Here is a 23240-nt window from a genome sequence, read left to right as displayed (position 1 = left end):
GGAGAGGAGGAGCCGGACATGGCACAGACAGGTCAGCGGGTCGATCCCTTCCGCAACTTCAACTTCCTGGTGGAACTGGACGGGATCGCCCAGGCCAGCTTCCGGGAGTGCAGCGGCCTTGGGTCGGCCACGGACGTCATCGAGAACCGCGAGGGCGGCGACAACACCACGGTGCGCAAGCTGCCCGGCCGGACGAGCTACTCCGACATCACGCTGAAGTGGGGCATCACGCCGTCGCGTGAGCTGTGGGACTGGCGGCAGCAGGTGGTGGACGGGAACGTGGTGCGCAGGAACGGCTCGATCGTCGTGTACGACCTGAGCAACCACACCGAGGTGGCGCGCTGGAACTTCGTCAGCGCCTGGCCGGCCAGGTGGGAGGGCGCGTCGTTCAGTGCCAAGGGCGCGGACGTGGCCGTCGACACGCTCGTCCTGGCCCACGAGGGCCTGCTGCGGGTGTGACGGCGATGCTGGTCACCGAGGTCGAGTTCGAGCTGCCGAAGGGCTATGTGGACGACGCCGGCACCCTGCACCGCGAGGGTGTGATGCGGCTGGCGACCGCGGCCGACGAGATCTACCCCCTCAAGGACCCGCGGGTGCAGGGCTGGCCCGCGTACCTGATCGTCATCCTCCTGTCCCGGGTGGTGACCAGGCTGGGCCGGGTGCCCGAGGTCACGCCGGGGGTGATCGAGGGCCTGTACTCGGAGGACCTCGCGCATCTGCAGGACCTCTACAACCGGATCAACGGGCTCGCGCCCACCACGGTCCTGATCACCTGTCCCCACTGCGGCCGCGACCACGAGGCGGAGGTCCCGCGGTCGGGGGGGTGAGGGGCTACCCCGTGGCACGGGTCCGCCAGGAGGTGGCCTATCTCGGACGCCATGTTCACTGGGCCCTGGGCGAGTTGCTCGCCCTCGACCACTCCGAACGGCTGCACTGGATCCGCGAGACCGCCGACGCCCTGGAGGAAGAGGAGCCACCATGACGCAGGACGGTGCCCGGCCACTGCCGACCCTGGGCGAACGCCTCGACGCCCGGGCGCGGCGCCATGCCGCCCGGCTGCTCGCGCCCCTGCCGTGGGCAGGCCCCGCACGGGTGCTGATCGACCACGTGACCCAACTCGGTTCGGAGACCGACCGGTTCGACCGGATCGAGTCCGCTCCGGAGCGTCCGGCGCCGCTCACCGAGGCGGCGGTGGCCGGTCGGCCCCGGCAGCGGGACGGAGGAGGAAGGACCCGTCCGCCGGACCCGTCGGAAGCCTCGCCGGAGCCGTCGGAAGCCTCGCCGGACCCGGCCGGCTCCCCGCCGACCGCGCGGAGCGCCCCACGGGACGAGGAGACGGGCGGCGTGCCGCGAGGCACCGGCGACGATCTCCCCACCGAGGCCAGGTCACGACTGCGGGCGGCGGTCGGCCCCGCGGCCGACGCGATGCGCGTGCACCACGACGCGCCGGCCGACGCGCTCGCGCGCGCCCGGCGTGCGGACGCGGTGACGGTCGGACGGGACGTCCACTTCCGCCACGGCCGGCTGCGACCGCAGGACGAGCGCGGGTTCGGGCTGCTGGTCCATGAGGCCACACACGTCATGGCGCTGCTGCGGCCCGGCGCGTCCTGGCGCCGCGCCACCGGCGCCGGCCTCCGGGCGGAGGAGGCGGAGGCGCTGGCCAACGAACGCACCGCGCGCTCCGCCGGCCTCCCGGGCCGGAACCCGTCCCGGCGCCCGTCCCCGTGGGCCGATCGCGCCGCCGTGGGCGCCGGCCCGCCCGGGACCCCGGCCCCCGGCCTGGCGGCCGCCCGGCCCGCCCCGGTCCCGAACGGACCGGCGACGCCCGCGCTGCGCGCCCCGACCGACCGGGACACGTCCCCCGCGGACGCCCCACCGCCCGAGACGACGCCCGGCCCACCGCTCGATGTGCGGGCGCTGCGCCGGGACGTGGTCGACGAGCTGATGCGGCAGTTGCGCAGCGAATTCGAACGCGGAGGCTGACATGGCGCGCACCCCCTTCCGTCTGCCCGAGGTGCCCGGACCCGGCCCGGTCAGCGCCGCGCTGGCGAAGGCCGAGATCATCGACACGGCCTCGGGCGACAGCTTCGCGGTGATGTTCAACCCCGAGGAGCTGAGGCTCGACCGGGGAAACAGCTTCGCCGAGATCGGCGTCCCCGGTCTCGACACCCCGCCCGTACAGTACGTCCGGGGCAGGGCCCGCACCCTCGCCATGGACCTGTTCTTCGACACCTACGAGGCCGGCACGGACGTCCGCGCCCACACCGGCCCGATCGTGGGACTGCTGGACAAGCGGCCGCAGACGCAGGCCCCGCCGGTCCTGCTGTTCTCGCTGGGCAGCTTCCAGTTCCGTTGCGTCCTGGTGGAGGCCAACCAGCGCTTCACCATGTTCCTGCGCAACGGCACCCCGGTCCGCGCCGCGCTCTCCGTGCGCTTCCAGGAGTACGCCACCACCGGGACCGAGGTGCGCCACGGGCTGTTCTTCGCGTCGCCGACGGCCTCGGCGCTCGTCGACCGGGCCGCGTCGGCCGCCGAGTCGGCGGCCTCGCGGGAGCCCACCGTGCACACCGTGGTGGAGGGCGACACCCTCAGCGGTCTCGCCGGGGCCTATCTGGGCGACCCGGCGCTGTGGCGGGAGATCGCCGACGCCAACCGCGTCGAGGACCCGCTGGCCCTCACGCCCAACACCCGCCTGGTCATCCCCCCGCGCCGCCCCACCGCCGCCCCGCCCGGACAGCACCGACAGCCCGGCCGGCCCGGAGGCACCCTGCCATGACCACGTCGTCCTGTGCGCCACGCTTCGGCATCCGCGTCGCCGGGCTGACCATGGCCGCCGAACTCACCGACCACGTCATGGGCCTGACCGTGGAGACGAGCCTCGATCTCGCCGGCAGCTTCGCCCTCACCCTGCGCAACCCCGACAACCGGCTGCTCGACTCGCCGTTGCTGGATCCCGGCAAGACGGTGGAGATCCACCTCGGGTACGGCAACGACCTCGTGCCCGCCTTCCTCGGGGAGATCGCCGCCGTGGAGCCGTCGTTCCCGCAGAGCGGTCCGCCCACCGTGCAGGTCTCCGGCTACGACAAGTCGTACCGGATGCGCCGCGGTCTGCCGGAGCCCACCGAGTACACGTTCGTGAATGACAGCGTGGTGGCGGCCCGGATCGCCGTGGAGAACGGACTCGTCCCCGTCGTCGACCCGACCCCGGGCCTCAAGGAGAAGATCGTCCAGGTCGAGAGCGACATGGCGTTCCTCAAGGACCGCGCCCGGCGCTACCACTTCGACGTCTACGTCGAGTGGGACCGGCTGCACTTCCAGTTCCCGCGCCCGCAGACCGCGGCCCACGTCCTGGAACGGGGCCGGAACCTGTCGAGCTTCAGCCCGCGCCTGTCGGCGTCCGCCGCGGCCGGACTGCAGGCCGTGCGCGGATACAACCAGGAACTCGCGCAGACCATCCACGGCCTGGCCCTGGCCGCGGACCTGGACGTGGGCGGCCTCACCGAGCGGCTCGGCTCCGCCGCGGCCGACCTGGTGCTCGCGCTGGCCCGCAAGGGGATCCGCAGGCAGGTGCTGGACAACCCGCTGGACGCCAAGACCCTCGCGGAGTCGCTCCTCGCCGAACTCCTGGAGGGCATGTACGAGGGCAGCGGCTCGTGCGCCGGAATCCCCGGGCTGACGGCCGGCCAGTACATCGAGATACGCGGGGTCGGCTCGCGGTTCAGCGGCACCTACCGGCTGCGGAAGGTGACCCACCGCCTCGACGACAGCGGCTTCATGACCGAGTTCTCCATCAGCCAGGGCGGCCACTCCAGCCTGCTCGGCGTCCTGCGCGAGCAACTCGCCGAGGAACCGCCGCCGAACCGGACGGAACCCTTCTACGGCGTCGTCCTGGCGGTGGTGGAGGACAACCACGAAGTGGCGGCCGTGCCGCCGCAGGCACCGCTCGGCCGGGTGAAGGTGTCCTACCCCGGGCTGTCCGACCGGTTCACCAGCGGATGGGCCCCGTGCGTGCGGCCCATGGCGGGCCGCGGCACGGGCTGCTACTGGCTGCCCGAGCCCGGCGACCAGGTGCTCGTCGCCTTCGAACACGGCGACCTGGGCCGTCCGTACGTCATCGGCGGTCTGTGGAACGCCGATCAGCCGCCGCCCGCGAGCAACGCCGACGGAGCCAACAACACCCGCGTCATCAGGAGCCGGGCCGGTCACAGCATCACCTTCGACGACTCGGACACCGGGGGCGAACTGGTCGTCAAGGACGGCGGCCGGGGCAGCACGATCGTGCTGAACGCCGCCGACGGTTCGCTGACCCTCAGCGCCGCGGGCGACCTGACGATCACGGCGGGCGGCTCCGTGACGCTGGCCGCCGGCGGGACGAAACTCACCGTGACCCCCGACGCGGTCGACGTCACCTGAGGAGGGATCGCGATGGGCAGCGTACTGACCACGGCGAGCACGGTGACCTGCGGCCACCAGCCCAAGCCGCCGGACACCCCCGCCCCGCCGCCACCACCCGGAACGCCCCCGCCGCCCGTCCCCGGCCTGGTCACCACCACCGGCGGACAGAAGCTGAAGGTCGGCGGCAACCCCGTGCTCGTGAAATCGAGCATCCTCGGGGCGGCGATCAGCAACTGCCCCAACACCGTCTCGCCCATGAAGCCCTGCACAACGGTCAGGGACGTGCTCGGCGGTGAAGCCACGAAGCTGAGATGCGGCCAACTCCCCGTCATGCTCGACCGGATCGGTCTGTCCACCGACGGCTCCCTCCAGCCGCCGAACCCGCTGACCCCCGACGCCGGCCAGTCCAAGCTCCTCTCCATGTGACCGGAGGTCCTCATGGAATCCGACGTCCATGGCCGCGGCATCGCCTTCCCCGTACGACTCGGGGCCGCCCGGTTCGACGAGTCCGCGGGCCCGAGCAGGATCCAGGAGTCCATCCGGATCATCCTCGGGACGCAGTACGGCGAGCGCGTGATGCGCCCCGACTTCGGCTGCAACCTCAAGCGCCTGATGTTCGCGCCGAACAACGAGTCGACCGCCAGCCTGGCCCGCTACTACGTCGAGGAGGGGCTGAGCCGCTGGGAGCCGCGCATCGAACTGGTCGACGTCACCGTCACCGACGACGGCACCGGCGCGGCCCTGCTCATCGACATCACCTACCGGATCCGCGCCACGGGTGCCGCGGACCGGGTGGTGCTGCCCTTCCCGCTGGAGGGAGCACCATGACCGCCGAGTCGCGCCGCGGGCGCATCAAGCCCCCGGACCTGGACGACCGGACCTGGCAGGACCTGGCCGCGCAGATGCGCGCGCTCAGGACGTCGTACGCACCTCAGTGGACGGACGACCGGCCGAGCGACATCGGGGTCACCCTGATCGAGCTGTTCGCATGGCTCGGCGAGGGCCTGATCTACCGGCTGAACCAGGTGCCCGAGAAGAACTACATCGCCTTCCTCGAGCTCATGGGCATCACCCGCGACCCCACCACCCCCGCGGCGACGCATCTGACCTTCCGCACCAAGGGGCCCGCGCCCGCGGAGGTCCCGGCCGGCACCCAGGCCCACACCCTCCCGGTGGAGGGCGAGGCCCCCGTCGTGTTCGAGACCGACGAGCCCGTCACCGTCCTGCCCGTCGGTCTGCCCACGGCCCTGCTGCTCACCCCGGCCCCGGACGACGACTCCCGCCTCGTCTACGAGGACGTCTCCGCCGACCTGGTGGGCTCGGGCACCGGGCGGCGCCCGGTCCCGGTGAAGCCCGGCCTGACCACGCATCTGTGCCTGGGCTTCGACAGCGCCACCGCCGGCGAGGTCGAACTGCGCCCCAGGCTGTTCCGGCCCGTCCCCGACACACCGGTGGGCACGGTGACCTGGGCAGCCTCGGTCCCGGACGAACAGCCCGCCGACTGGCCCGCGACCGGCCCCTCCGGCACGACGAAGGACCTCCACGACCGCCGGGTGCGCCTGCCCGTGCCGGCCGCCTGGACCGCGCAGAACCCGGAGGCGGACTGGGGCGACGTCGGCGCCGTCGCCGGGACCTTCGACGAGGAGCGCTTCTGGCTCGCCCTGCGGATCACCGCCCCGGACGGCACGGGACTGGAGGTCGGCCTGGACCGTGTGCTCTTCAACGCCGCTCCCGCGCACACCGCGCTCACCCTGCGCGCTCCGGAGGTGCTCGGCGAGAGCGACGGCGAGCCGTTCCAGGTGTTCGAGCTGCACCACTGTCCGCTGTACCGGCGACCGGATCCTGGAGCCCCGTACGCCGACCTCGACGTACAGGTCGGCCGGGGCACGCCCCCGGTGTGGGAGAGCTGGCAGCAGGTGCCCGAACTCCCGCCGGGGCCGGGCCGGGTCTACCGGCTCGACCCGGTCACCGGGGAGATCGGCTTCGGCAGCCACGACGAGCGCAGCAGCGAGGGCCACGGCAGCATTCCGCCGGCCGGCAGCCTGGTCCGGGCGAGGACGTACCGGTACGTGGCGTCGGGGGCGGAGGGCAACGTCTCCCCCGGGCAGATCGTCGTGGTCGGCACCCGGCCGGACGGGACCGTGTCCGCCGGACTCGGCGTCACCAACCTCACGGCCGGGAACGACGGGATCGACGAGGAGCCGATCGAGGACACGCTGCGGCGGGCCCCGCAGGAATTGAAGACACGCGACCGCGCCGTCACGGCCGACGATTTCGCGCACCTCGCCCGCGAGGCGAGCAGCGACGTCCGGATCAGCCGGTGCCTGCCGCCGTATCCGCCGCACGGCGACCCGTGGACGTTCGGCGGGATCGACCGCGCCCCGGGGAACGTGACCGTCGTCGTCGTACCCGACCAGGGCAGTGCCGTGGCACGGCCGGAGCCGCCGCCCGAACTGATCGACACCGTGCGGGCCTACCTGGACGAGCGGCGCGACCTGACCGTCCGGCTGTTCGTGCACGGCCCGCGGTATCTGCCGATCGTCGCCCAGGTGTCCGTGGTGGTGTGGCGGGCGGCCGCGCTGGCCGGCGTCGACCCGGGGCAGGTCAAGGCCGACGTCGAGCAGCGGATCGGCGCCTTCCTGCACCCCACCCGCGGCGGGCCGGACGGCACGGGCTGGGAGGTGGGTCAGCAGGTACTGGCCTCGGACCTCTTCCGCGCCGTCATGCCCCCGGAGACGGTGGGCTACATCGACCAGATCACCGTCTCGCCCGGCACTCCCGTCTATCCCGGCGGTCGGCCCTCCGCCTTCAGCCAGCCGCGGCCCGGTGCCTCGGTCCAGGTCGCCGACTACGAACTCGTCTGCGCGGGCCCGCCGAACGTGACGGTCTCGCAGTCCACGTGACGGCCGGGAGGAGGTGGACGGCCATGCCCGAGAGCAGCTACCTGAAGTACCTGCCGCCGGTGCTCTGGCAGGACACCCCGGCGGACGCCGGCTTCTCCCTCGGCAGCGCGCTCTGCGTCTTCGAGAAGGTGCTCACCGGCATCGACGACGGCGTGCCGATCCTGCACGAGAAGCACACCCGGGCGGGGGACGACAGCCACACCCACCGGCCGATCGCGGAGCGGATCGCGCACCTGAACCGGCTCCTGGACCCGTGGGCGACGCCGGAGGAGTTCCTGCCCTGGCTGGCCTCCTGGGTCTCGCTCCGCTTCCCCGAACTCCAGGGCCGGCAGCTCTGGGACGAGTACCAGCGCCGCAAGGCGACCGCCGGGATCAGCCGGACCCATCGGCGCCGCGGGCTGCACAGCGGGCTCAACGCCCTGCTGGAGCTGTACTCCGTGGGCAGGGTCCGGCCCCGGGTCGCCCTGGACGACGGATCCTGCCTGTTCTCCGCGCGGTTCGACACCGGTGTGCCGGCGCGGGTCGTCACGCTGCCGACCTTCCGCCCGCTGCTCGACGCCACACCCGCGGTGGTCCGCGAGGGCCTGATGCGTCCCTGGTGCGTCGCCCAGGGCCCCGACGGCGCCGTGTTCGTCGGCGAGCGCGGTCTGCCGGAGGACGCGGCCCTGCCGCACCGGCGACGCGTGTGGCGGCTGGACGCGGCGGGCCGCCCCGACCTCGCCGGCAGCCCGCCGGTCCCCCGGCCGCTGATGCCCCAGCAGAACCTGGGCCAGGTCGTCGCCGTCACCGTGGCCCCCGCCGGGCCCGGCCGATCCGAGACGCTGTACGTCCTCGAAGGCTCGGGAAGGATCCTGTCCCTCCCGGCTCCGTACACCGCGGACTCGGCGACCGTGGTCACCGACCTCTCCTCCACGGATTCGGTGTTCCCGCTGGCGATGTCCGTGGACGGCGGGGGCGATCTGCTGGTCCTGGACCGCAAGCTGGACCCGGGCGAGGAGGCGACCCCCCGGGTGTTCGTCGTCCGTCCCGCGCCCGTGGGGGTGACGGTCAAGAACCTCGACCCGGCGGTCGTCAGGGAACCCCTGTCCCTGTTCGTGGACCGCGACGGCTCGCTCGTCATCGGCGACGGCGGCGACCAGCGGGCGCCCCTGCCGCGCGGGTCGGGCGGCGGCAATCTGGTACGGGTCGTCCGCGGCGACCCCCACTGGACGCACACGCCTCTGCTGCCGCCGGGCAACGCGCTCGTCGCGCCCACCGCCGTCACACGGGTGGACGCGGACGGCCTGTACGTACTGGACGCCGGGCTCCGGCCGTTCTGGCCCTCGGCCACGGAGGACCCGTTCATCCTCCTCACGGCCCTGCCCGCCTGCGTCCATCGGGTGGAGACGGCGGATCGGGGGCCGGCGGCGACCACCCTCCAGGTCACCGAGCCGGGGCGGTTCGTCAATCCCACCGGGATGACCGCCGCCGGCCCCCACGTGATCATCTGCGATCCCGGCCAGATCGAGTCCCCGGGGATCGGTCTCGACGGCTACCGGTCGCGCATCCAGGCGTTCGACATCAACGTGGTCATCCACTTCTGCGCGGGCGACCTCGCGGGTGATCCCGCCCACCCGGCCGATCCGGCCGAGCAACGGCTGGAGCTGAGCCGGGCGGTGGGCACCATCAAGGTCCTCGTCGAGCAGCACAAGCCCGCACACTGCCGGTTCTGCGAAGTGACCATGACCGTGACGTAGCAGCGAGAAGCGGTGATCAGCATGGCGGTCAAGCGCACCGAGTACTTCAACTTCGACACCGGCAGCGCGCGCAGCGGCGGCACGGTGCGGTCCGAGAGCCTGATGGACTCGGAGGACTACTACCGGCGGCTCGACGACGCGCGCGGGGCCACGCTGCACACCTGGGGTGTGGCCGGCGGCCTGGGGGTGAGCGCGACGCCGGGCGGGTCCGGGGTGACGGTCCAGCCCGGCGCCGCCCTTGACGCGGCGGGCCGGATCAGCGTCCTGGAACCCGGTGGCTTCGCCGTCGTCGACCCGGCCGTCGATCCGGACCAGCCGTTGAACATTCCGACTGTGGTGGTCGGCGCGGACGGGCTGCAACTGGCCACCACGGGGGTCCCCGCGGGCACCCATGTGCTGACCCTGACCTGGCGTGAGGTTCTCGGCGAGACCCGGCTGATCCGGCTCCACGCGCCGTGGCTGCGGCTCCTGCCGAGCGACGGCTTCCAGGACGCCGGCGGGCAGGTCGTGCTCGCCGAGGTCACCGTCGACGCCGGCGGCGCCGTCACCGGCGTCGCAGCGGGGCCGCGCCGCTCGGTGGGCATACCGGCCGGGCGGGTCGAACTGCGGTCTCCGCAGGTGACCACGGGGTCGGGCACCACCGTGGGCCAGGCACCGGCGGCGGAACTGCGCGCGCGGCCCGACGGCGGCCTGGACCTCACGGTGTTCGCCCCCGACGGGACCTCGCGACCGGCCCTGAGCGCGAACGGGTCGGACGGCGGCATCGGCATCGGCACCTCCGCCCCGTCCGCGCCCCTGGAGATCGACACCGGCACGGCCGGCGGGCACGGGCTGAGGATCACCTCGGCCACGGGGGGCTCGGGCATCGAGCTGGTGCGCGACGACGACGGGCCGGCGTACGGCATGTTCCCCGGCGACGACGGGGCCTGGCACCTGCGCGACGAGGACTCGGCCACGGATCTGTTCGTCGTGGACGCCGAGGGGACGGCGCTGCTCGCGGAGCTGCAGGTCGGGGGCAACCTGGTTGTCGGATCCTCGCTCGGCGTCGGATCCGACCTGGAGGTCGCCGAACACGTCTCCGTCGCCTTGACGGACAGCCCGGCTGCGAGCCTGCACGTGAACGGGACGGGAGTCCACTCGGGCGGTGACGCGGGCGGGTTCTCCTTCGCGGACCGGGCGGTCGGCGGCTTCGTCGAGACACCCGCGAACGGAGAACGCTGGGTGTGGTACGCCTTCGAAGGCTCCGCACGCCTGTGGTCGGGCGCCGACCTGATCACGATCGGGCACGGCGAGGGAAACGCCCTGGACGTGCAGAAAAGGATGAGGGTGCGCGGGGGCGGCGACCGCTCGGCGGGCACCTGGCTGCACCAGACGGACCAGGAGATCGACGAGGACCGCGCGTTCGTCGGCATGGAGAACAACTCCAGTGTGGGTCTGTGGGGCAACACCGGTGCCGGCTGGGGCCTGGTGATGGACACGGGCAGTGGCAGAGTGTCCTGCCGGGGCGGCCTCACGGTCTCCGGCGAGACGGTCTTCGACACCCACTTCGGGCGCCGTGACGCCCAGGCCGCCCTGCACCTGTTCGGCTCGGTCGTGCAGGACCGGGGCAACGGCATCCTCAACCTGCAGAGCGGCGGCAACGTGATCGCCATGAGCGGCAGTGAGGATCTCGTCGGTATCGGCACGATCACTCCCCAGTTCAAGCTCGACGTGAACGGTTCCGTGCGGGTCCTGGGCGCGTTGGAGAAGGCGGGCGGCGGATTCAAGATCGACCATCCCCTGGACCCGGCCAACAGGTACCTGTCGCACTCCTTCGTGGAGTCCCCGGACATGACGAACCTCTACGGCGGCGTGGTGGAGACCGACGACGAGGGCGAGGCGACCGTCGTCCTGCCGGACTGGTTCGAGGCCCTCAACCGCGACATCCGCTACCAGCTCACGCCGGTGGGCGCCCTGGCTCAGGTGGCGGTGACCGGCGAGGTCAAGGGCAACCGCTTCACGCTGCGCGCCGACCAGCCCGGCATCAAGGTGTCCTGGCAGGTGACGGGGGTCCGGCAGGACGCCTGGGCCGAGGCGCACCGCATCCCCGTCGAGGAGGACAAGGCGCACACCGACCGCGCCTACTACCTGCACCCCGAGGAACACGGGCAGCCGGAGGACTCCGGCCTGCTGAAGCACAGGGAAGGAATGAGCGATGAGCCATCAGCCGACGCCGGAGATGCCGGGCCGGATGCGGGAACGCCTCGATGAGCTGAGGCGGGACTACGAGCGTGGCCGGCGGCAGTTGCAGAACCTCCTGCGGGAGGAGGCGGCCACCCGGGAGGGGCTGCTGCGGGTCAGCGGGGCGATCCAGGTCCTGGAGGAGATGCTGCCGCGGGACACGCCCGCCGCGGACCGTGCCGCCCGCACCGGCTCCGCGGCCGACGCCGTCCCCGCGGCCGACACCGTTCCCGGAACCGACGCGGTCCCCTCGGGCGCGCGGCCCGAAGCCCCGGCGATGAGCGTTCCGTAGCCACGGCGACCGGAGGTGTCCCATGTTTCTGTCACAGCTCTTCCAGGGCGAGCCGACGCTCGAGGCGGTCGCCCGAGACGAGACGCGGATCGACCGGCAGCACCACAACGAGTTCGGGCCGGTCAGCCGGTTGCAGAGCGCGCTGCTCCTCTGGGATCCCGGCAGCCTGCCGCGGTTCGGTGCCGACGGCGACTACGGCGACGAGACCGCGGGGGCCGTCCTCCGGTTCAAGCGGGAGGTACTCCTCGTGCCCGCCGCCGAACTCTTCGACGACGTGGGCCCCCGTACGGTCTGGCGGCTGGACGAGATCGCCTACGGCGCGCAGGGGCAGCCCGAGGAACCCTTCGCCCCGCATGTGATCGTCCAGTTGCGGGACGAGGCGGCCGCCGGGATTCCGTACGCGGACGGGGTCCAGGAGTTCCTCCCGCCCGAGGACCGCGCGGCCTGGGACGCGGCCGCCGCCGGCTTCCCGGACCTGACCCTCGCCCTCGACCGCGCGCTGCCGGACGTCGACCCGGACGCCGTACGGCAGTGGCTGGCCGGGAACGAGGCCCGTCACGGAACCCCCTCGCAGCCGCTGCTCTCCTTCTACGTGATCCCGCTCCCCGCCGACGCGGCCGAGCGGGTCGCCCCGGTCGTCGACGCCCTGCCCTTCGTCGAGCACGCCTACGTCGAGCAGCGGGCGGTCCTTCCGTCGGTCACGCCGGACGACCCGCTGGTCGTCGGTCAGGGGTATGTGGGCGCGGCACCGTCCGGGGTGGACGCGCTGCACACCTGGGCGCTGCCGTTCACCGACGGCAGCCAGGTCCGGTTCGTCGACGTCGAGTTCGGCTGGCAGCTCACCCACGAGGACCTCGTCGACACGGCGGGCGTCAACCGTGTCACGGTGCTCCCCACCGGGGCCGTGTCCACCGAGTCGTCCCTGGTCGACCACGGGACGGGCGTCCTCGGCATCGTGATGGCGACGGACAACGACAAGGGGGTGCTCGGGCTGGCGCCGAACGTCACGGCGTCGGTCGCCCCGGTGCTCTCCCCGGCCGGTGCCCTGCAGGTCGCCGTGGCGCTCACCGTGATCGGCACGGCCCCCGGCATCGGAGACGGAGCCGTGGTCCTGCTCGAGCAGCAGGACGTCCAGCACCGGCCGATCGAGACGGACCTCTTCGTCCAGCTGGCCGTGCTGGAGCTGACCAGGAAGGGCGTCACGGTCGTCGAGGCCGCGGGCAACGGCTTCGGCGACGGAGTGGACCTGGACACCTTCGTCGCGCCCGGGCACCTGTTCGACTCCGGCCGGATCCTCGACCGCAACGACACCACCGGTGCCTTCTTCGACAGCGGTGCCGTCGTGGTGGCCGCGGCGACCTCCGCGCACCCGCACACCCGCGCGCACTTCCCCACCGAGAGCTCCAACCACGGCAACCGTGTCGACTGCTTCGCGTGGGGGGAGAACATCCTGACGACGTCGGCGCTGCTGAATCCGGCGACGAACCAGCCGTACCGTACGGATTTCGGCGGCACCTCGGGGGCCTCTGCGATCGTCGCCGGGGCCGCGCTGGTGCTGCAGAACCTGCGGCGCTCGGTCATCGGCGACTTCCTGACGCCGCAGCGGCTGCGCGAACTGCTGAGCGACCGCGGCCTCAATACCCGGCCCGCGCCCGGGGACGACGGCCGGATCGGCGTGATGCCGGACCTGGCCGCCCTGGAACCGGTGGTGCGGACGCCCTGATCGGGCGCGGAGCGGGCCGCCCCGGCGGCACCCGGCGGGCGCCGGACCGTCACTGCTTGGCGCCGAAGTCCTGGGTCCACCACGGCCCGCCGGACCCCTTGTGGATGCCCACGCCGATGTCCTTGAAGGCGCAGTTGAGGATGTTGGCCCGGTGGCCGGGGCTGTTCATCCAGGAGTTCATCACCGACTCCGGGGTCTGCTGGCCCTGGGCGATGTTCTCCCCGTAGGTGGACCAGCGGTAGGCGGCGGCGGTGATGCGTTCGCCGGGCCCGGCGCCGTCCGGGTTGGTGTGGTCGAAGAAGCGGCGGGCGGCCATGTCGTCGGAGTGGGCCTGCGCCGCGTCGCGCAGTTGCGGGTCCTCCGCGAGCGGGCCGCAGCCGGCGGCTGCCCGCTCCTTGTTGACGAGCGCGATCACCTGTGCGGCCGTGCCGGAAGGGGCCGCCTGCGTGCGCGGTGCGGTGGACGGCGTACGGGTCGGCCGGGCCGATGCCCTCGGGACCGGTCTGCTCGTGCTCGGGCGGGGGCTGCGGGAGGCCTTCGGCTTCTTCGACTTGGACGCGGAGGGAGACGGGGACGGGGAGGCCGACGGCGCGCTCTCGCTCGGGGTGCCGGTCGCGGAGAGGTCCGCGACGGAGGCGTCCGCGGTCCGCGTCGCCCGCTCGCTCTCGCCGTCGGGCTGCATGCCGAAGTACCACCCGCCGCCGGCCACGCAGGCGGCGACCAGGGCGCCCGCGACGGCCCGGCGTCGCACGCGCCGGCGTCGGCGGGCGGCGCCGCGGCCGGCGGCTCGCGCGCCCGTGGAAGCCTGCGCCGCCGGGCCGCCCGCCGGTCCACCGCGGGCTCCGGCCGCGTCGAGCGGGGTGGCCGAGCCGGCCACGGCTGCTCCGGAGACGGCGCGCACCTTCGCGAGCAGCGCGGGCGACGCAGCCACCAGCGCCAGGCCGGCCAGCAGGCCCTCCGCGGGCATCAGCCCGCTCCACAGGCCGGAGCAGCGCGCGCAGCCGCGGGCGTGCCGGGCTATGCGCTTGCGCCACAGCGCCGAGGGCCGGCCGTCCCAGGCCGCCACCACGGTCCGCAGCTCCTCGCACGGCGGCTGGGCGTCGAGCGCCCGGACGACCACGCGGGCGGCCTCCAGCTGCGCCTTCATCCGCTGCACCCGGACCGCGGTGTGCTGGGGGGAGAGCTCCAGGGCCCCGGCCACCTCCGGCCGGCTCAGTTCACCGGCGCACTCCAGCCACCACAGGGACAGCAGTCCCCGGTCGTCGGGTTCGAGCCAGCGGGTCGCCCGGGCGGTCTCCTGGCGCTGGCCGGACAGCTGGAGCCGGACCAGCGTCAGGTCCACGAAGTCGGCGCCCGGGTCAGCGAGTTCCGCGGCCTCCTCCACGGCGCCCGGAGCGGCCTGCCGGTCCTGCCAGTGCGTCCGGACCTGGTTCATCGCGATCGCCACGAGCCAGGAGCGGAAGCTCTCGGGAGCGCGCAGGCCGTCGAGGGAGTCCAGGGCCCGGAGCATGGTGTCCTGCACCACGTCGTCCACGTCCACCGAGCCGTTGAGGGCCCGTCCCACGATGTTGTAGACGAGCGGCAGGTGCGCGGCCACCAGGGCGTCCTGAGCCTCCGGGTCGCCGGCCCGGGCGGCGGTCACCAGTGCCGCGAGCTCGCCCCTGTCCTGTGTACTCATACAAGCTTCCCTGTCCTCGACGCCGAACGGTGCTGTCCGATACCTGGGAGACCGCCGAGGGGGTCCCGGATAACAGTTCCTCGGACATTCGTTCTGCGAGAGGTTCACCGCAGGGGGCCGCGACCGCAATGAAGACGGTCACACCGTGGGCCGGGCACGGGGGCGGACACGGGTCCGGGCCGGCCCGTGGGGGCCGGCCCGGATGAGGTGCGTGCGGTCGGATCAGACGAGGTCGAACCGGTCGAGGTTCATGACCTTGTCCCAGGCGGCGACGAAGTCCTTCACGAACTTCTCCTTCGCGTCGTCGCTCGCGTAGACCTCGGCGAGGGCGCGCAGCTCGGAGTTCGAGCCGAAGACGAGGTCGGCACGGGTGCCGGTCCACTTGACCTCACCCGTGGCGGCGTCGCGGCCCTCGAAGGTGTTCTGGTCCTCGGACGTCGACTTCCACGTCGTGCCCAGGTCGAGCAGGTTGACGAAGAAGTCGTTGGTCAGCCGGCCCGGGGTGTCGGTGAGGACGCCGAGCTTCGACTGGTCGTGGGTCGCGCCCAGGACGCGCAGGCCGCCGACGAGGACCGTCAGCTCGGGGGCGGAGAGGGTCAGCAGGTTCGCCCTGTCGAGCAGCAGGTACTCGGCCGGGAGGCGGTTGCTCTTGCCCTGGTAGTTGCGGAACCCGTCGGCGGTCGGCTCCAGCGCGGCGAACGACTCGGCGTCGGTGTGCTCCTCGGTCGCGTCGACGCGCCCCGGGGTGAACGGCACCTCGACGTCGTACCCGGCGTCCTTGGCGGCCTTCTCGACGGCGGCCGCTCCGCCGAGGACGATCAGGTCGGCCAGGGAGACCTTCCTGGCGCCGGAGTTGAACTCGCGCTGAATGCCCTCCAGGGTGCGCAGCACCGTCGCGAGCTCGTCGGGGTTGTTCACCTCCCAGCCGCTCTGCGGCTCCAGGCGGATGCGGGCGCCGTTGGCGCCGCCCCGCTTGTCGCTGCCGCGGAAGGTCGAGGCCGACGCCCACGCGGTGGTGACCAGCTGCGAGACGCTCAGGCCCGAGTCGAGGAGCCTGGCCTTGAGGGCCGCGACGTCCTCGGCGCCGATGACCTCGCCCTCGGCCTCCGGCAGCGGGTCCTGCCACAGCAGGGTCTCCTGCGGGACCTCGGGGCCGAGGTACAGCGACTTCGGGCCCATGTCGCGGTGGGTCAGCTTGTACCAGGCCCGCGCGAACGCGTCCGCGAACTGGTCGGGGTTCTCCAGGAAGCGGCGGGAGATCGGCTCGTAGATCGGGTCGAAACGCAGCGACAGGTCGGTGGTGAGCATCGCCGGGGCGATCTTCTTCGAGGGGTCGTGGGCGGCGGGTACGGTGCCCTCGCCCGCGCCGTCCTTCGGCTTCCACTGGTGGGCGCCGGCCGGGCTCTTGGTGAGCTCCCACTCGTAGCCGAAGAGGATCTCGAAGAAGCTGTTGTCCCAGCGGGTGGGCGTGTTGGTCCAGGTGACCTCCAGGCCGGAGGTGATGGCGTCAGCGCCCTTGCCGGTGCCGTACGTGCTCCTCCAGCCCAGGCCCTGCTCCTCCAGCGGGGCGGCCTCGGGGTCCAGGCCGACGCTCTCCGCGGGGCCCGCGCCGTGGGTCTTGCCGAAGGTGTGGCCGCCCGCGATCAGCGCGACCGTCTCCTCGTCGTTCATCGCCATCCGGCGGAACGTCTCGCGGATGTCGCGGGCCGCGGCGATCGGGTCCGGGTTGCCGTTGGGGCCTTCCGGGTTGACGTAGATGAGGCCCATCTGGACCGCGCCGAGCGGGTTCTCCAGCTCGCGGTCGCCGGTGTAGCGCTGGTCGTCGAGCCAGGTGGTCTCAGGGCCCCAGTACACGTCCTCCTCGGGCTCCCAGACGTCCTCGCGGCCACCGCCGAAGCCGAAGGTCTCGAAGCCCATCGACTCCAGGGCCACGTTGCCGGCGAGGACCATGAGGTCGGCCCAGGAGATGTTCTGGCCGTACTTCTTCTTGACCGGCCACAGCAGGCGGCGGGCCTTGTCGAGGTTGGCGTTGTCGGGCCAGCTGTTGAGCGGGGCGAAGCGCTGCTGGCCGGCGCCGGCGCCGCCGCGGCCGTCGCTGATCCGGTAGGTGCCGGCGCTGTGCCAGGCCATCCGGATGATGAGCGGGCCGTAGTTGCCGAAGTCGGCCGGCCACCAGTCCTGCGAGGTGGTCAGCACCTCCGCGATGTCCCGCTTCACCGCCGGGAGGTCGAGGGACTGGAAGGCGGCGGCGTAGTCGAAGTTCTCGCCGAGGGGGTTGGCCACGGCGGGGTTCTTCGCCAGGATCTTCAGGTTGAGCCGCTCCGGCCACCACTGGCGATTGCCGCCGCCCTGCGTCGGATGGGGGGCGCGCCCGTGCGCGACCGGGCAGCCACCTCCGCCCTCCGCCTTCGCGTCCGTGACGATTGCATCGTGGTTCTCAGACATGGGAATCCTTCCGAACTGGGCGGATCACAAAGCTCAGGAACTGCGCGCGGTGGAACAGGCGGGGCACAGGCCCCAGTAGATGACCTCGGCCTCGTCTATCGAGAAACCGTGGTCGTCGGACGCGGTCAGGCAGGGCGCCTCGTCGACCGCGCAGTCGACGTCGGCGACGACGCCGCACGTCCGGCACACGACATGGTGGTGGTTGTCCCCGACACGCCCCTCGAACCGGGCGGGACTGCCGGCCGGCTCGATGCGGCGCACGAGTCCCGCGGCGGTGAGCGCGTGGAGGGCCTCGTACACGGCCTGGAGGGAGACATGGCCCACACGGTCGCGCACGCCGGAGGCGATCGCCTCGACGCCGAGGTGGTCCCCCGCCCGGACGGTCTCCAGCAGCGCGACACGGGCGGCCGTCACCCGCAGGCCGGCCCCGCGCAGGGCTTCTGCGGTGGTCGGATTCCGGGGTTCGGTCATGGGGCCGAACCTACCTCCCTAAACACGAACGACACAAGAAAGCGAGACATACAAGTTTGGCGCTCGTGTACCGCGCGCTCGGAGATTCACCTCCGTGCGCCCCCCACGTCCGGAAACGACCGGGCGCGCCGGTTCGTCGGACGGGGTGAGCCCAGGGGGACACGGCCGGAAGAGGGCCGTGCGGGTGCGGAGGGGGCGTGCCATGAGGTCTGTCGACGGGGTGCGGGGCCGGGGGCTGCGGGGCGCGGTCCTGACGGCGCTGCTGCTCCTGGGGCCGGCGGCTGCGCCGGACGTGGCCGCGGCGAGCGGGGCCGTGCCCGCCGCGAGCGGGGTCGCGGCGGACGCCACACCGGGGCCGTCAGGTGCGGCAGTGTCGCCCTCGCTCACGCAGCCCACCCCGCGCCCGACGGGCACCGCGACCGACGACACGCCCCCGCCTCCGCCACCACCCCCTCCGCCTCCCCCGCCTCCCCCGCCTCCCGAACCGTCATTGGCGCCCTCCGGCGCCCGGGTGCCGCAGGGCGGCTCGCTGACGGTGACCGGCGCGGACTTCGACTGCGCGCCGGGACCTGGCGCCGCGGGGCCGCTGACGTTCTCCGTGGGGGGTCAGGAGGCGGTGAGCCTCACGGCCGACGACGGCGGACGCTTCACGCACACCGTCGTGGTGCCGGTGGCCGCGGCTCCGGGGTCGTACGAGATGACGGCGCGCTGCACCGCCATGGACACGGGCGTCGCCCGCGCCGCCTTCGAGGTCGTCGGGACGCCGCGGCCCCACCCGCGCCTCTCCCTCTCGGCCGGCTCCGGGCCGCCGGGGACGCGGCTCACCGTCACCGGCACCGGGTTCCGCTGTGACGAGGGGGTTGCCGTGGACGTCCTCTGGGACGGCGAGCCCGTCGACCGCGCGACACCGGCCGAAGACGGCACCGTCGCCGGCGGCCTCTCCGTGCCGACCGGGGCCGCCGAGGGGGAGCACGAGGTGACCGCGGACTGCGGCAGCCCGGGGGACGTCCGCGCGTCGCGGACCTTCACCGTCGAACCCCGGCCCGTCACGGGGCCGCCGGAGGAAGCCCGCGAGGTCACCATCCACCTGACCGGCTACCCGGCCGTGTGCACGCGCGGTGCCGTCGTCATCGGCGGCCGCGGGCTGGACACCTGGCTGGACGCAGGCTCGGAGCAGGGCGCCGCCGCTGCCGGGCACTGGGAGTTCATCGACCTGCACGCCCGCATCCCCGGCGACCTGAAAGGCCGCCGGCCCGTGGAGCTGGACTGCGCGAACCGCCGCCGGGAGAAGGCGGGGGACATCACCCTGCCCACCACCGACCCGCTGACCGTGTTCGCGCTCCCCCGGGGAACCGCCCCACCGCGCGAGGGGACGACGGGGCCGACTGCACCCCCGCCCACCAGCAGCGGGCCGCCGGAAGGCCACGCCCGCGGTCCCGGCCCGTCCCAGGACTCCGGCACCGGCACCGACTCCCCCACGGCCACCGCTTCCGGCGGGCCCGACCGGACCGGCCACGGCAAGGACGGCCACGGCCGCCGGACAGCGGCCCCGGCCGTCCCGCCCGCGGATCTCGTCGACTCCCTGCGCACCCCGGCCGACGTCTCGTGGACGCTGAAGGACCTGGCCGGGTCGGCCGGCATGGCCGCCTGGTTCCTGGTGCTGGTGCTCCTCCTGGAGCGGGCCTTCCCCTCCCAGCTCGCGGACAACGCGCTGGGCCGCTGGTGGCGGCACCGTCGGGCGACCCGGCACGCACTGGCACGGCCGGCGAGGGTGCCCGGATGGCTCCGGATGGGCGCGTTCGCCCTGCTCGGCGGTTCCCTGGCCGTCTGGGCGGACGCCCGCACCGGCCTGAGCCGGCCCACCGCGGTCAAGGCCGTCGGCGCCGCCGTGGGGATGCTGCTCGTCCTGATGACCTACGAGAAGACCAAGGACTCCCTGATACGCCCGGCCCGGACCGGGATCCGGGCCGAACTGCGGGTCGTGCCCGCGGGCCTGCTGCTCGCGGCCGGCATGACGGCGCTGTCCAGGTTCCTGGAGTTCCCGGTGCCCTACGTCTACGGCCTGGTCGCCGTCTACATGGTGGTCGGCGCCGGGCGCCCGGACCCCGGGAACACCCGCGACGGGATGCCGAGGGGCCAGGCGGTCCTGCTCGGCGGCGTGTGCGTGCTGGCCGCCGCGGTGCTCGTCTGGGTGCTGGGCGCGCCACTGGTCGAGGCCGCGCGGGCGGAGCACGCGGCGCCCGGCAGCCTGCGTCACGTGGCCGCGTACACCGTCGGCCTGACCGTCGTCGCCGGCATCGAGGTGGTGGTGTTCGGGCTGCTTCCGCTGTCCGGCATGGACGGGCACGCCCTCAAGCACTGGAACAAGCCCGCCTGGTACGCCCTTTACCTGACGGGCCTGACCTTCTTCTTCCACGTCCTGCTGCACAGCCTCCATCCCGGCACGGGATCCGGCCTCGCGGCGGGTCCGGACCTGCGCTGGTGGACCGTCGCCGTGGCCACCGGGCTGTTCCTGGCGGCCTGGGCCTGCTCGCTGGCCCTGCGGTGGTACGTGGCCCGTTGTGAGCGCGGCGGCCCGGCGCCCGCCTGACGGAACGGCGGCTCCGCCGTCGCCGCACGCACGCGCCCGGCGGCGCCTCGCGGGACCGGCCGGGCGGCTATCCGTCGGCCTGCTGGTGGAAGTGCAGGGAGATGGAGCGCAGGACGTCGGCGGCGGAGACGTCGGTGCGTCCGGCGTCGTGGACCTCGGCGAGCTGGACGAAGGCGAAGGCGAAGCAGGAGGCGATCTGCACGATGGCCGGGCCCAGTTCCTGGGTGACGATGTCCGCGACCTCGCGGGCGCTCGCGTCGGCGGGCAACTGGATACGGGGCAGCATCTCCTCCAGGAGCGAGGCGACCGCCCCGGTCTGCCGGATGGTGGCGTCGGGATTCTCGCGGACCTGGCGGCGCACCTCGAGCGCCTCGGTGAGGATGCCGACGACCCGCTGCATGCTCTCTCGCTGCTCCATGTGGGCAGCCTAAGTGAGTCGGGCGCGGGTGGTCCCGGGTGGGAACGCGCTTCGGCCCCGCCCGGGCGGGCCGGGCGGGCCGGGCGGGCCGAGGGAACGCGACCCCGGGCCGGGTTACCGCTGCGCGGGCCTGCGGCGGCGCATCCACCGGGTCAGGGTCGTGCCGGTGGCGAGGAGGACGGCCGCCAGGACGGACCAGAGGGCGATCTGGGTTCCGGTGTCGGCGAGGCCGCCTCCGCCCGCGTCGTCCGTGGGCGGGCGCGGGAGCGGGGCTCGGCGCGGCGGTGTCACCGGTGGACGGCCGCGGCGTGGGGGTGCCGGTGGGGCGAGCGCTGGGCGGCGCCGGACGGCGTGCCGGTGCCGGAGGGCGTGGGGCTCTGGGTCGGCTTGCCCCCGCCGCCGGAGCCGGTCCGCCCGGACCCGTTGCCGCCGAGGTAGGAGATCTCGGTGTTCCGGTAGGAGGTCTCGGCCTTAACGGAGGTCTTGGTGGTGGTGTCCAGCCGCGGGTGCTCGACGGTGAACTCGGCGCGGCCGATGTTGCGCTTGGACGCCTTGGAGAAGTCGGCGCCGCCCATCACGCGGGTCTTGTTCTCCCCGTTCACCTCGCACGGGCAGCGGTAGTCGCCCTTGGCGCAGGACTTGATGCAGTCGTCGTAGGTCCCCCCACCTGGGCCGGCCGCACTTCCGGGACAGGGACTTCCTGTATCCGCTGGGGGCGCCGAACCGGCTCTTCGCGCGGACCGACGAACTCGACCACCCGGTGGACGCCCACCTCGTCGACGTACTGGACGTCATGGCCGGCGCGGGCGAGGAACAGTCAGCCGCTCGCCCGCACTATTCGAACACGTGATCACTTCTTCGTGCGAAGTCTCACGCCGGCCCATGACCGGACGAGGGGCGAAGTAGCGCTAGATTGATCACCATGAGCGACAACGTGTACTTCGACATCACCATCAACGACGAGCCCGCCGGGCGGATCGTGTTCCGCCTCTTCGACGACGTGGTGCCCAAGACCGCCAAGAACTTCCGTGAGCTTGCCACCGGCGAGCACGGTTTCGGGTACGCCGGTTCGACGTTCCACCGGGTCATCCCGAGCTTCATGCTCCAGGGCGGTGACTTCACCCGGGGTGACGGCACCGGCGGCAAGAGCATCTACGGCGAGAAGTTCGCGGACGAGAACTTCAACCTCAAGCACGACCGTCCGTACCTGCTGAGCATGGCGAACGCGGGCCGGAACACCAACGGCTCGCAGTTCTTCGTCACCACCGTCGTGACGAACTGGCTCGACGGCAAGCACGTCGTCTTCGGCGAGGTCGTCGAGGGTCAGGACATCGTCGACAAGATCGAGGGCCTCGGCAGCCAGAGCGGCACGCCCAAGGCGAAGGTCACCATCGCGGCCAGCGGGACCGTCTGACGTCACCGCCCCCGGTGCTGGGCTCCCGGCCCAGCACCGCGACGGGCCCGCGAGTGCCGTGACACACCGCCGGCTAACGGTGTTCGGGGTTCTCGAAGTCGTGACGGCAGCCGGCGTCCCAGGCGCTGCGCTGGTTTCCGTAGGCGGCGATGCCGCCTGCGTCCTTGAGCATCCGGGCCAGGTGCAGCAGGTTCCACGTCATGAACGTGGTGTTGCGGTTGGTGAAGTCGTTCTCCGGGCCGCCCGAACCCGGGTCGAGGTAGGACGGGCCGGGGCCCGCCTCGCCGATCCACCCCGCGTCGGCCTGCGGCGGGATGGTGTAGCCGAGGTGCTGGAGGCTGTAGAGCACGTTCATGGCGCAGTGCTTGACGCCGTCCTCGTTGCCGGTGATCAGGCAGCCGCCCACCCGCCCGTAATAGGCGTACTGCCCCGCGTCGTTGAGCAGGCTGGAACAGGCGTAGAGACGCTCGATCACCCGCTTGGTCACCGAGCTGTTGTCGCCCAGCCAGATCGGCCCGGCCAGCACCAGGATGTCGGCGGCCAGCACCTTCTCGTACAGCCCCGGCCAGGCGTCGGTCCGCCAGCCGTGTTCGGTCATGTCCGGCCACACGCCGGTGGCGATGTCCTCGTCCACCGCGCGCACCACGTCGACGTGGACGCCCTCCGCCGTCATGATGCCGGTGCAGCGGTCGATGAGTCCCTGGGTGTTGCTGCGCTCGGGCGACCGCTTGAGCGTGCAGTTGAAGACGAGGGCCCGCAGGTCGTCGTAGTGCGCGGGCGGGACCTCGGCGGTCGGTGGCTGGGCGGTCACGAGCCCTCCTGGAGTTCGTCCCACCGTGCCGGTCACGGTGGCGCGGGACCCCATGGTGCTGGCCGTTCCCCCGTCGTGGCCGCCGCGGCGCCGCCGGCCGGCGACAACCACCCCGACAGCCGAAGCGGCGCCGGCCGGCGCGGC

At 73.1% G+C, this 23240-nt stretch carries 22 protein-coding genes; 15 read left to right on the top strand and 7 right to left on the bottom strand.

Going from position 1 to position 23240, the window contains the following annotated elements; all coding sequences use genetic code 11:
• Positions 1 to 18: 18 nt before the first annotated feature.
• From ACF1A5_RS07830 to ACF1A5_RS07770, 13 genes are read left to right on the top strand one after another with little or no spacing between them, the layout of a single operon-like run.
• On the top strand, positions 19 to 459 hold the full coding sequence (locus ACF1A5_RS07830) for a phage tail protein (RefSeq protein ID WP_392191950.1): 441 nt from the start codon (positions 19 to 21) through the stop codon (positions 457 to 459).
• A 5-nt stretch (positions 460 to 464) separates the two neighbouring features.
• Positions 465 to 827: a hypothetical protein gene (locus ACF1A5_RS07825; RefSeq protein ID WP_392192103.1), complete on the top strand. Its 363-nt coding sequence runs from the start codon at positions 465 to 467 to the stop codon at positions 825 to 827.
• A gap of 11 nt (positions 828 to 838) precedes the next feature.
• Positions 839 to 982: a hypothetical protein gene (locus tag ACF1A5_RS07820; RefSeq protein ID WP_392191949.1), complete on the top strand. Its 144-nt coding sequence runs from the start codon at positions 839 to 841 to the stop codon at positions 980 to 982.
• Positions 979 to 1983 carry a DUF4157 domain-containing protein gene (locus ACF1A5_RS07815; RefSeq protein ID WP_392191948.1) on the top strand — a complete coding sequence of 335 codons (1005 nt, stop codon included), beginning with the start codon at positions 979 to 981 and terminating at the stop codon, positions 1981 to 1983. Before ACF1A5_RS07820 ends, ACF1A5_RS07815 begins: the two co-directional genes overlap by 4 nt.
• Position 1984: 1 nt before the next feature.
• On the top strand, positions 1985 to 2776 hold the full coding sequence (locus tag ACF1A5_RS07810) for a LysM peptidoglycan-binding domain-containing protein (protein WP_392191947.1): 792 nt from the start codon (positions 1985 to 1987) through the stop codon (positions 2774 to 2776).
• Entirely contained in the window at positions 2773 to 4413 is a 1641-nt protein-coding gene (locus ACF1A5_RS07805; RefSeq protein ID WP_392191946.1) for a phage baseplate assembly protein V, read from the top strand. Before ACF1A5_RS07810 ends, ACF1A5_RS07805 begins: the two co-directional genes overlap by 4 nt.
• Positions 4414 to 4425: 12 nt before the next feature.
• Positions 4426 to 4821, top strand: coding sequence for a hypothetical protein (locus ACF1A5_RS07800; RefSeq protein WP_392191945.1), 396 nt, complete (start codon positions 4426 to 4428; stop codon positions 4819 to 4821).
• A gap of 12 nt (positions 4822 to 4833) precedes the next feature.
• Positions 4834 to 5223 (top strand): GPW/gp25 family protein, encoded by a 390-nt coding sequence (locus ACF1A5_RS07795; protein ID WP_392191944.1) that lies wholly within the window; start codon positions 4834 to 4836, stop codon positions 5221 to 5223.
• On the top strand, positions 5220 to 7298 hold the full coding sequence (locus ACF1A5_RS07790) for a baseplate J/gp47 family protein (protein ID WP_392191943.1): 2079 nt from the start codon (positions 5220 to 5222) through the stop codon (positions 7296 to 7298). The genes ACF1A5_RS07795 and ACF1A5_RS07790 overlap by 4 nt, the downstream gene beginning before the upstream one ends.
• A 23-nt stretch (positions 7299 to 7321) precedes the next feature.
• Positions 7322 to 9034, top strand: a complete 1713-nt coding sequence (locus ACF1A5_RS07785; RefSeq protein WP_392191942.1) for a phage tail protein — start codon at positions 7322 to 7324, stop codon at positions 9032 to 9034.
• 21 nt (positions 9035 to 9055) lie between these two features.
• A complete protein-coding gene (locus ACF1A5_RS07780) occupies positions 9056 to 11284 on the top strand; it encodes a hypothetical protein (protein ID WP_392191941.1) in 2229 nt (742 codons plus the stop codon).
• Entirely contained in the window at positions 11229 to 11546 is a 318-nt protein-coding gene (locus ACF1A5_RS07775) for a hypothetical protein (protein WP_392191940.1), read from the top strand. Before ACF1A5_RS07780 ends, ACF1A5_RS07775 begins: the two co-directional genes overlap by 56 nt.
• A gap of 22 nt (positions 11547 to 11568) precedes the next feature.
• Entirely contained in the window at positions 11569 to 13269 is a 1701-nt protein-coding gene (locus ACF1A5_RS07770; RefSeq protein ID WP_392191939.1) for a S8 family serine peptidase, read from the top strand.
• Between the two features lie 49 nt (positions 13270 to 13318).
• Here ACF1A5_RS07770 and ACF1A5_RS07765 read toward each other — a convergent pair whose 3' ends face one another.
• From ACF1A5_RS07765 to ACF1A5_RS07755, 3 genes are all read right to left on the bottom strand, one after another.
• The gene (locus tag ACF1A5_RS07765) at positions 13319 to 14947 is read right to left on the bottom strand and encodes a sigma-70 family RNA polymerase sigma factor (RefSeq protein ID WP_392191938.1); all 1629 of its coding nucleotides are present in this window, start codon (positions 14945 to 14947) and stop codon (positions 13319 to 13321) included.
• A gap of 222 nt (positions 14948 to 15169) precedes the next feature.
• Positions 15170 to 17392, bottom strand: coding sequence for a catalase/peroxidase HPI (gene katG, locus ACF1A5_RS07760; RefSeq protein WP_392191937.1), 2223 nt, complete (start codon positions 17390 to 17392; stop codon positions 15170 to 15172).
• A 33-nt stretch (positions 17393 to 17425) separates the two neighbouring features.
• Positions 17426 to 17863, bottom strand: coding sequence for a Fur family transcriptional regulator (locus ACF1A5_RS07755; protein ID WP_392191936.1), 438 nt, complete (start codon positions 17861 to 17863; stop codon positions 17426 to 17428).
• A 202-nt stretch (positions 17864 to 18065) separates the two neighbouring features.
• Between ACF1A5_RS07755 and ACF1A5_RS07750 the strand changes: the two genes are divergently transcribed.
• Positions 18066 to 20453 (top strand): FGLLP motif-containing membrane protein, encoded by a 2388-nt coding sequence (locus tag ACF1A5_RS07750; protein ID WP_392191935.1) that lies wholly within the window; start codon positions 18066 to 18068, stop codon positions 20451 to 20453.
• Between the two features lie 67 nt (positions 20454 to 20520).
• Here the strand turns inward: ACF1A5_RS07750 and ACF1A5_RS07745 are convergent, their stop codons facing one another.
• The 3 genes from ACF1A5_RS07745 to ACF1A5_RS07735 form a co-directional block, all read right to left on the bottom strand.
• Entirely contained in the window at positions 20521 to 20871 is a 351-nt protein-coding gene (locus tag ACF1A5_RS07745) for a hypothetical protein (protein WP_392191934.1), read from the bottom strand.
• Positions 20872 to 20985: 114 nt separating this feature from the next.
• Positions 20986 to 21162, bottom strand: coding sequence for an LPXTG cell wall anchor domain-containing protein (locus ACF1A5_RS07740; protein WP_392191933.1), 177 nt, complete (start codon positions 21160 to 21162; stop codon positions 20986 to 20988).
• Positions 21159 to 21473: a hypothetical protein gene (locus tag ACF1A5_RS07735; protein ID WP_392191932.1), complete on the bottom strand. Its 315-nt coding sequence runs from the start codon at positions 21471 to 21473 to the stop codon at positions 21159 to 21161. Before ACF1A5_RS07735 ends, ACF1A5_RS07740 begins: the two co-directional genes overlap by 4 nt.
• Before the next feature lie 320 nt (positions 21474 to 21793).
• Between ACF1A5_RS07735 and ACF1A5_RS07730 the strand changes: the two genes are divergently transcribed.
• Entirely contained in the window at positions 21794 to 22285 is a 492-nt protein-coding gene (locus ACF1A5_RS07730) for a peptidylprolyl isomerase (RefSeq protein ID WP_392191931.1), read from the top strand.
• Positions 22286 to 22358: 73 nt separating this feature from the next.
• On the opposite strand, the gene ACF1A5_RS07725 is transcribed toward ACF1A5_RS07730, so the two are convergent.
• Entirely contained in the window at positions 22359 to 23096 is a 738-nt protein-coding gene (locus ACF1A5_RS07725) for a flavodoxin family protein (protein WP_392191930.1), read from the bottom strand.
• Positions 23097 to 23240 lie beyond the last annotated feature (144 nt).

The sequence above is a fragment of the Streptomyces sp. NPDC014864 genome, from assembly GCF_043081525.1.
Classification (GTDB): Bacteria; Actinomycetota; Actinomycetes; order Streptomycetales; family Streptomycetaceae; genus Streptomyces.
The sequence above is the reverse complement of the archived record's forward strand: the minus strand, read 5'-3'. Positions and strand labels throughout refer to the sequence as shown.

Excerpts from the sequence above, each read along its gene's own strand:
- katG (WP_392191937.1), bottom strand. The coding sequence starts at position 17,392 with ATGTCTGAGAACCACGATGCAATCGTCACGGACGCGAAGGCGGAGGGC.
- ACF1A5_RS07750 (WP_392191935.1), top strand. The coding sequence starts at position 18,066 with ATGAGGTCTGTCGACGGGGTGCGGGGCCGGGGGCTGCGGGGCGCGGTC.
- ACF1A5_RS07775 (WP_392191940.1), top strand. The coding sequence starts at position 11,229 with ATGAGCCATCAGCCGACGCCGGAGATGCCGGGCCGGATGCGGGAACGC.
- ACF1A5_RS07825 (WP_392192103.1), top strand. The coding sequence starts at position 465 with ATGCTGGTCACCGAGGTCGAGTTCGAGCTGCCGAAGGGCTATGTGGAC.
- ACF1A5_RS07785 (WP_392191942.1), top strand. The coding sequence starts at position 7,322 with ATGCCCGAGAGCAGCTACCTGAAGTACCTGCCGCCGGTGCTCTGGCAG.
- ACF1A5_RS07730 (WP_392191931.1), top strand. The coding sequence starts at position 21,794 with ATGAGCGACAACGTGTACTTCGACATCACCATCAACGACGAGCCCGCC.
- ACF1A5_RS07800 (WP_392191945.1), top strand. The coding sequence starts at position 4,426 with ATGGGCAGCGTACTGACCACGGCGAGCACGGTGACCTGCGGCCACCAG.
- ACF1A5_RS07765 (WP_392191938.1), bottom strand. The coding sequence starts at position 14,947 with ATGAGTACACAGGACAGGGGCGAGCTCGCGGCACTGGTGACCGCCGCC.
- ACF1A5_RS07830 (WP_392191950.1), top strand. The coding sequence starts at position 19 with ATGGCACAGACAGGTCAGCGGGTCGATCCCTTCCGCAACTTCAACTTC.
- ACF1A5_RS07815 (WP_392191948.1), top strand. The coding sequence starts at position 979 with ATGACGCAGGACGGTGCCCGGCCACTGCCGACCCTGGGCGAACGCCTC.
- ACF1A5_RS07780 (WP_392191941.1), top strand. The coding sequence starts at position 9,056 with ATGGCGGTCAAGCGCACCGAGTACTTCAACTTCGACACCGGCAGCGCG.
- ACF1A5_RS07810 (WP_392191947.1), top strand. The coding sequence starts at position 1,985 with ATGGCGCGCACCCCCTTCCGTCTGCCCGAGGTGCCCGGACCCGGCCCG.
- ACF1A5_RS07795 (WP_392191944.1), top strand. The coding sequence starts at position 4,834 with ATGGAATCCGACGTCCATGGCCGCGGCATCGCCTTCCCCGTACGACTC.
- ACF1A5_RS07745 (WP_392191934.1), bottom strand. The coding sequence starts at position 20,871 with ATGGAGCAGCGAGAGAGCATGCAGCGGGTCGTCGGCATCCTCACCGAG.
- ACF1A5_RS07790 (WP_392191943.1), top strand. The coding sequence starts at position 5,220 with ATGACCGCCGAGTCGCGCCGCGGGCGCATCAAGCCCCCGGACCTGGAC.
- ACF1A5_RS07770 (WP_392191939.1), top strand. The coding sequence starts at position 11,569 with ATGTTTCTGTCACAGCTCTTCCAGGGCGAGCCGACGCTCGAGGCGGTC.
- ACF1A5_RS07755 (WP_392191936.1), bottom strand. The coding sequence starts at position 17,863 with ATGACCGAACCCCGGAATCCGACCACCGCAGAAGCCCTGCGCGGGGCC.
- ACF1A5_RS07805 (WP_392191946.1), top strand. The coding sequence starts at position 2,773 with ATGACCACGTCGTCCTGTGCGCCACGCTTCGGCATCCGCGTCGCCGGG.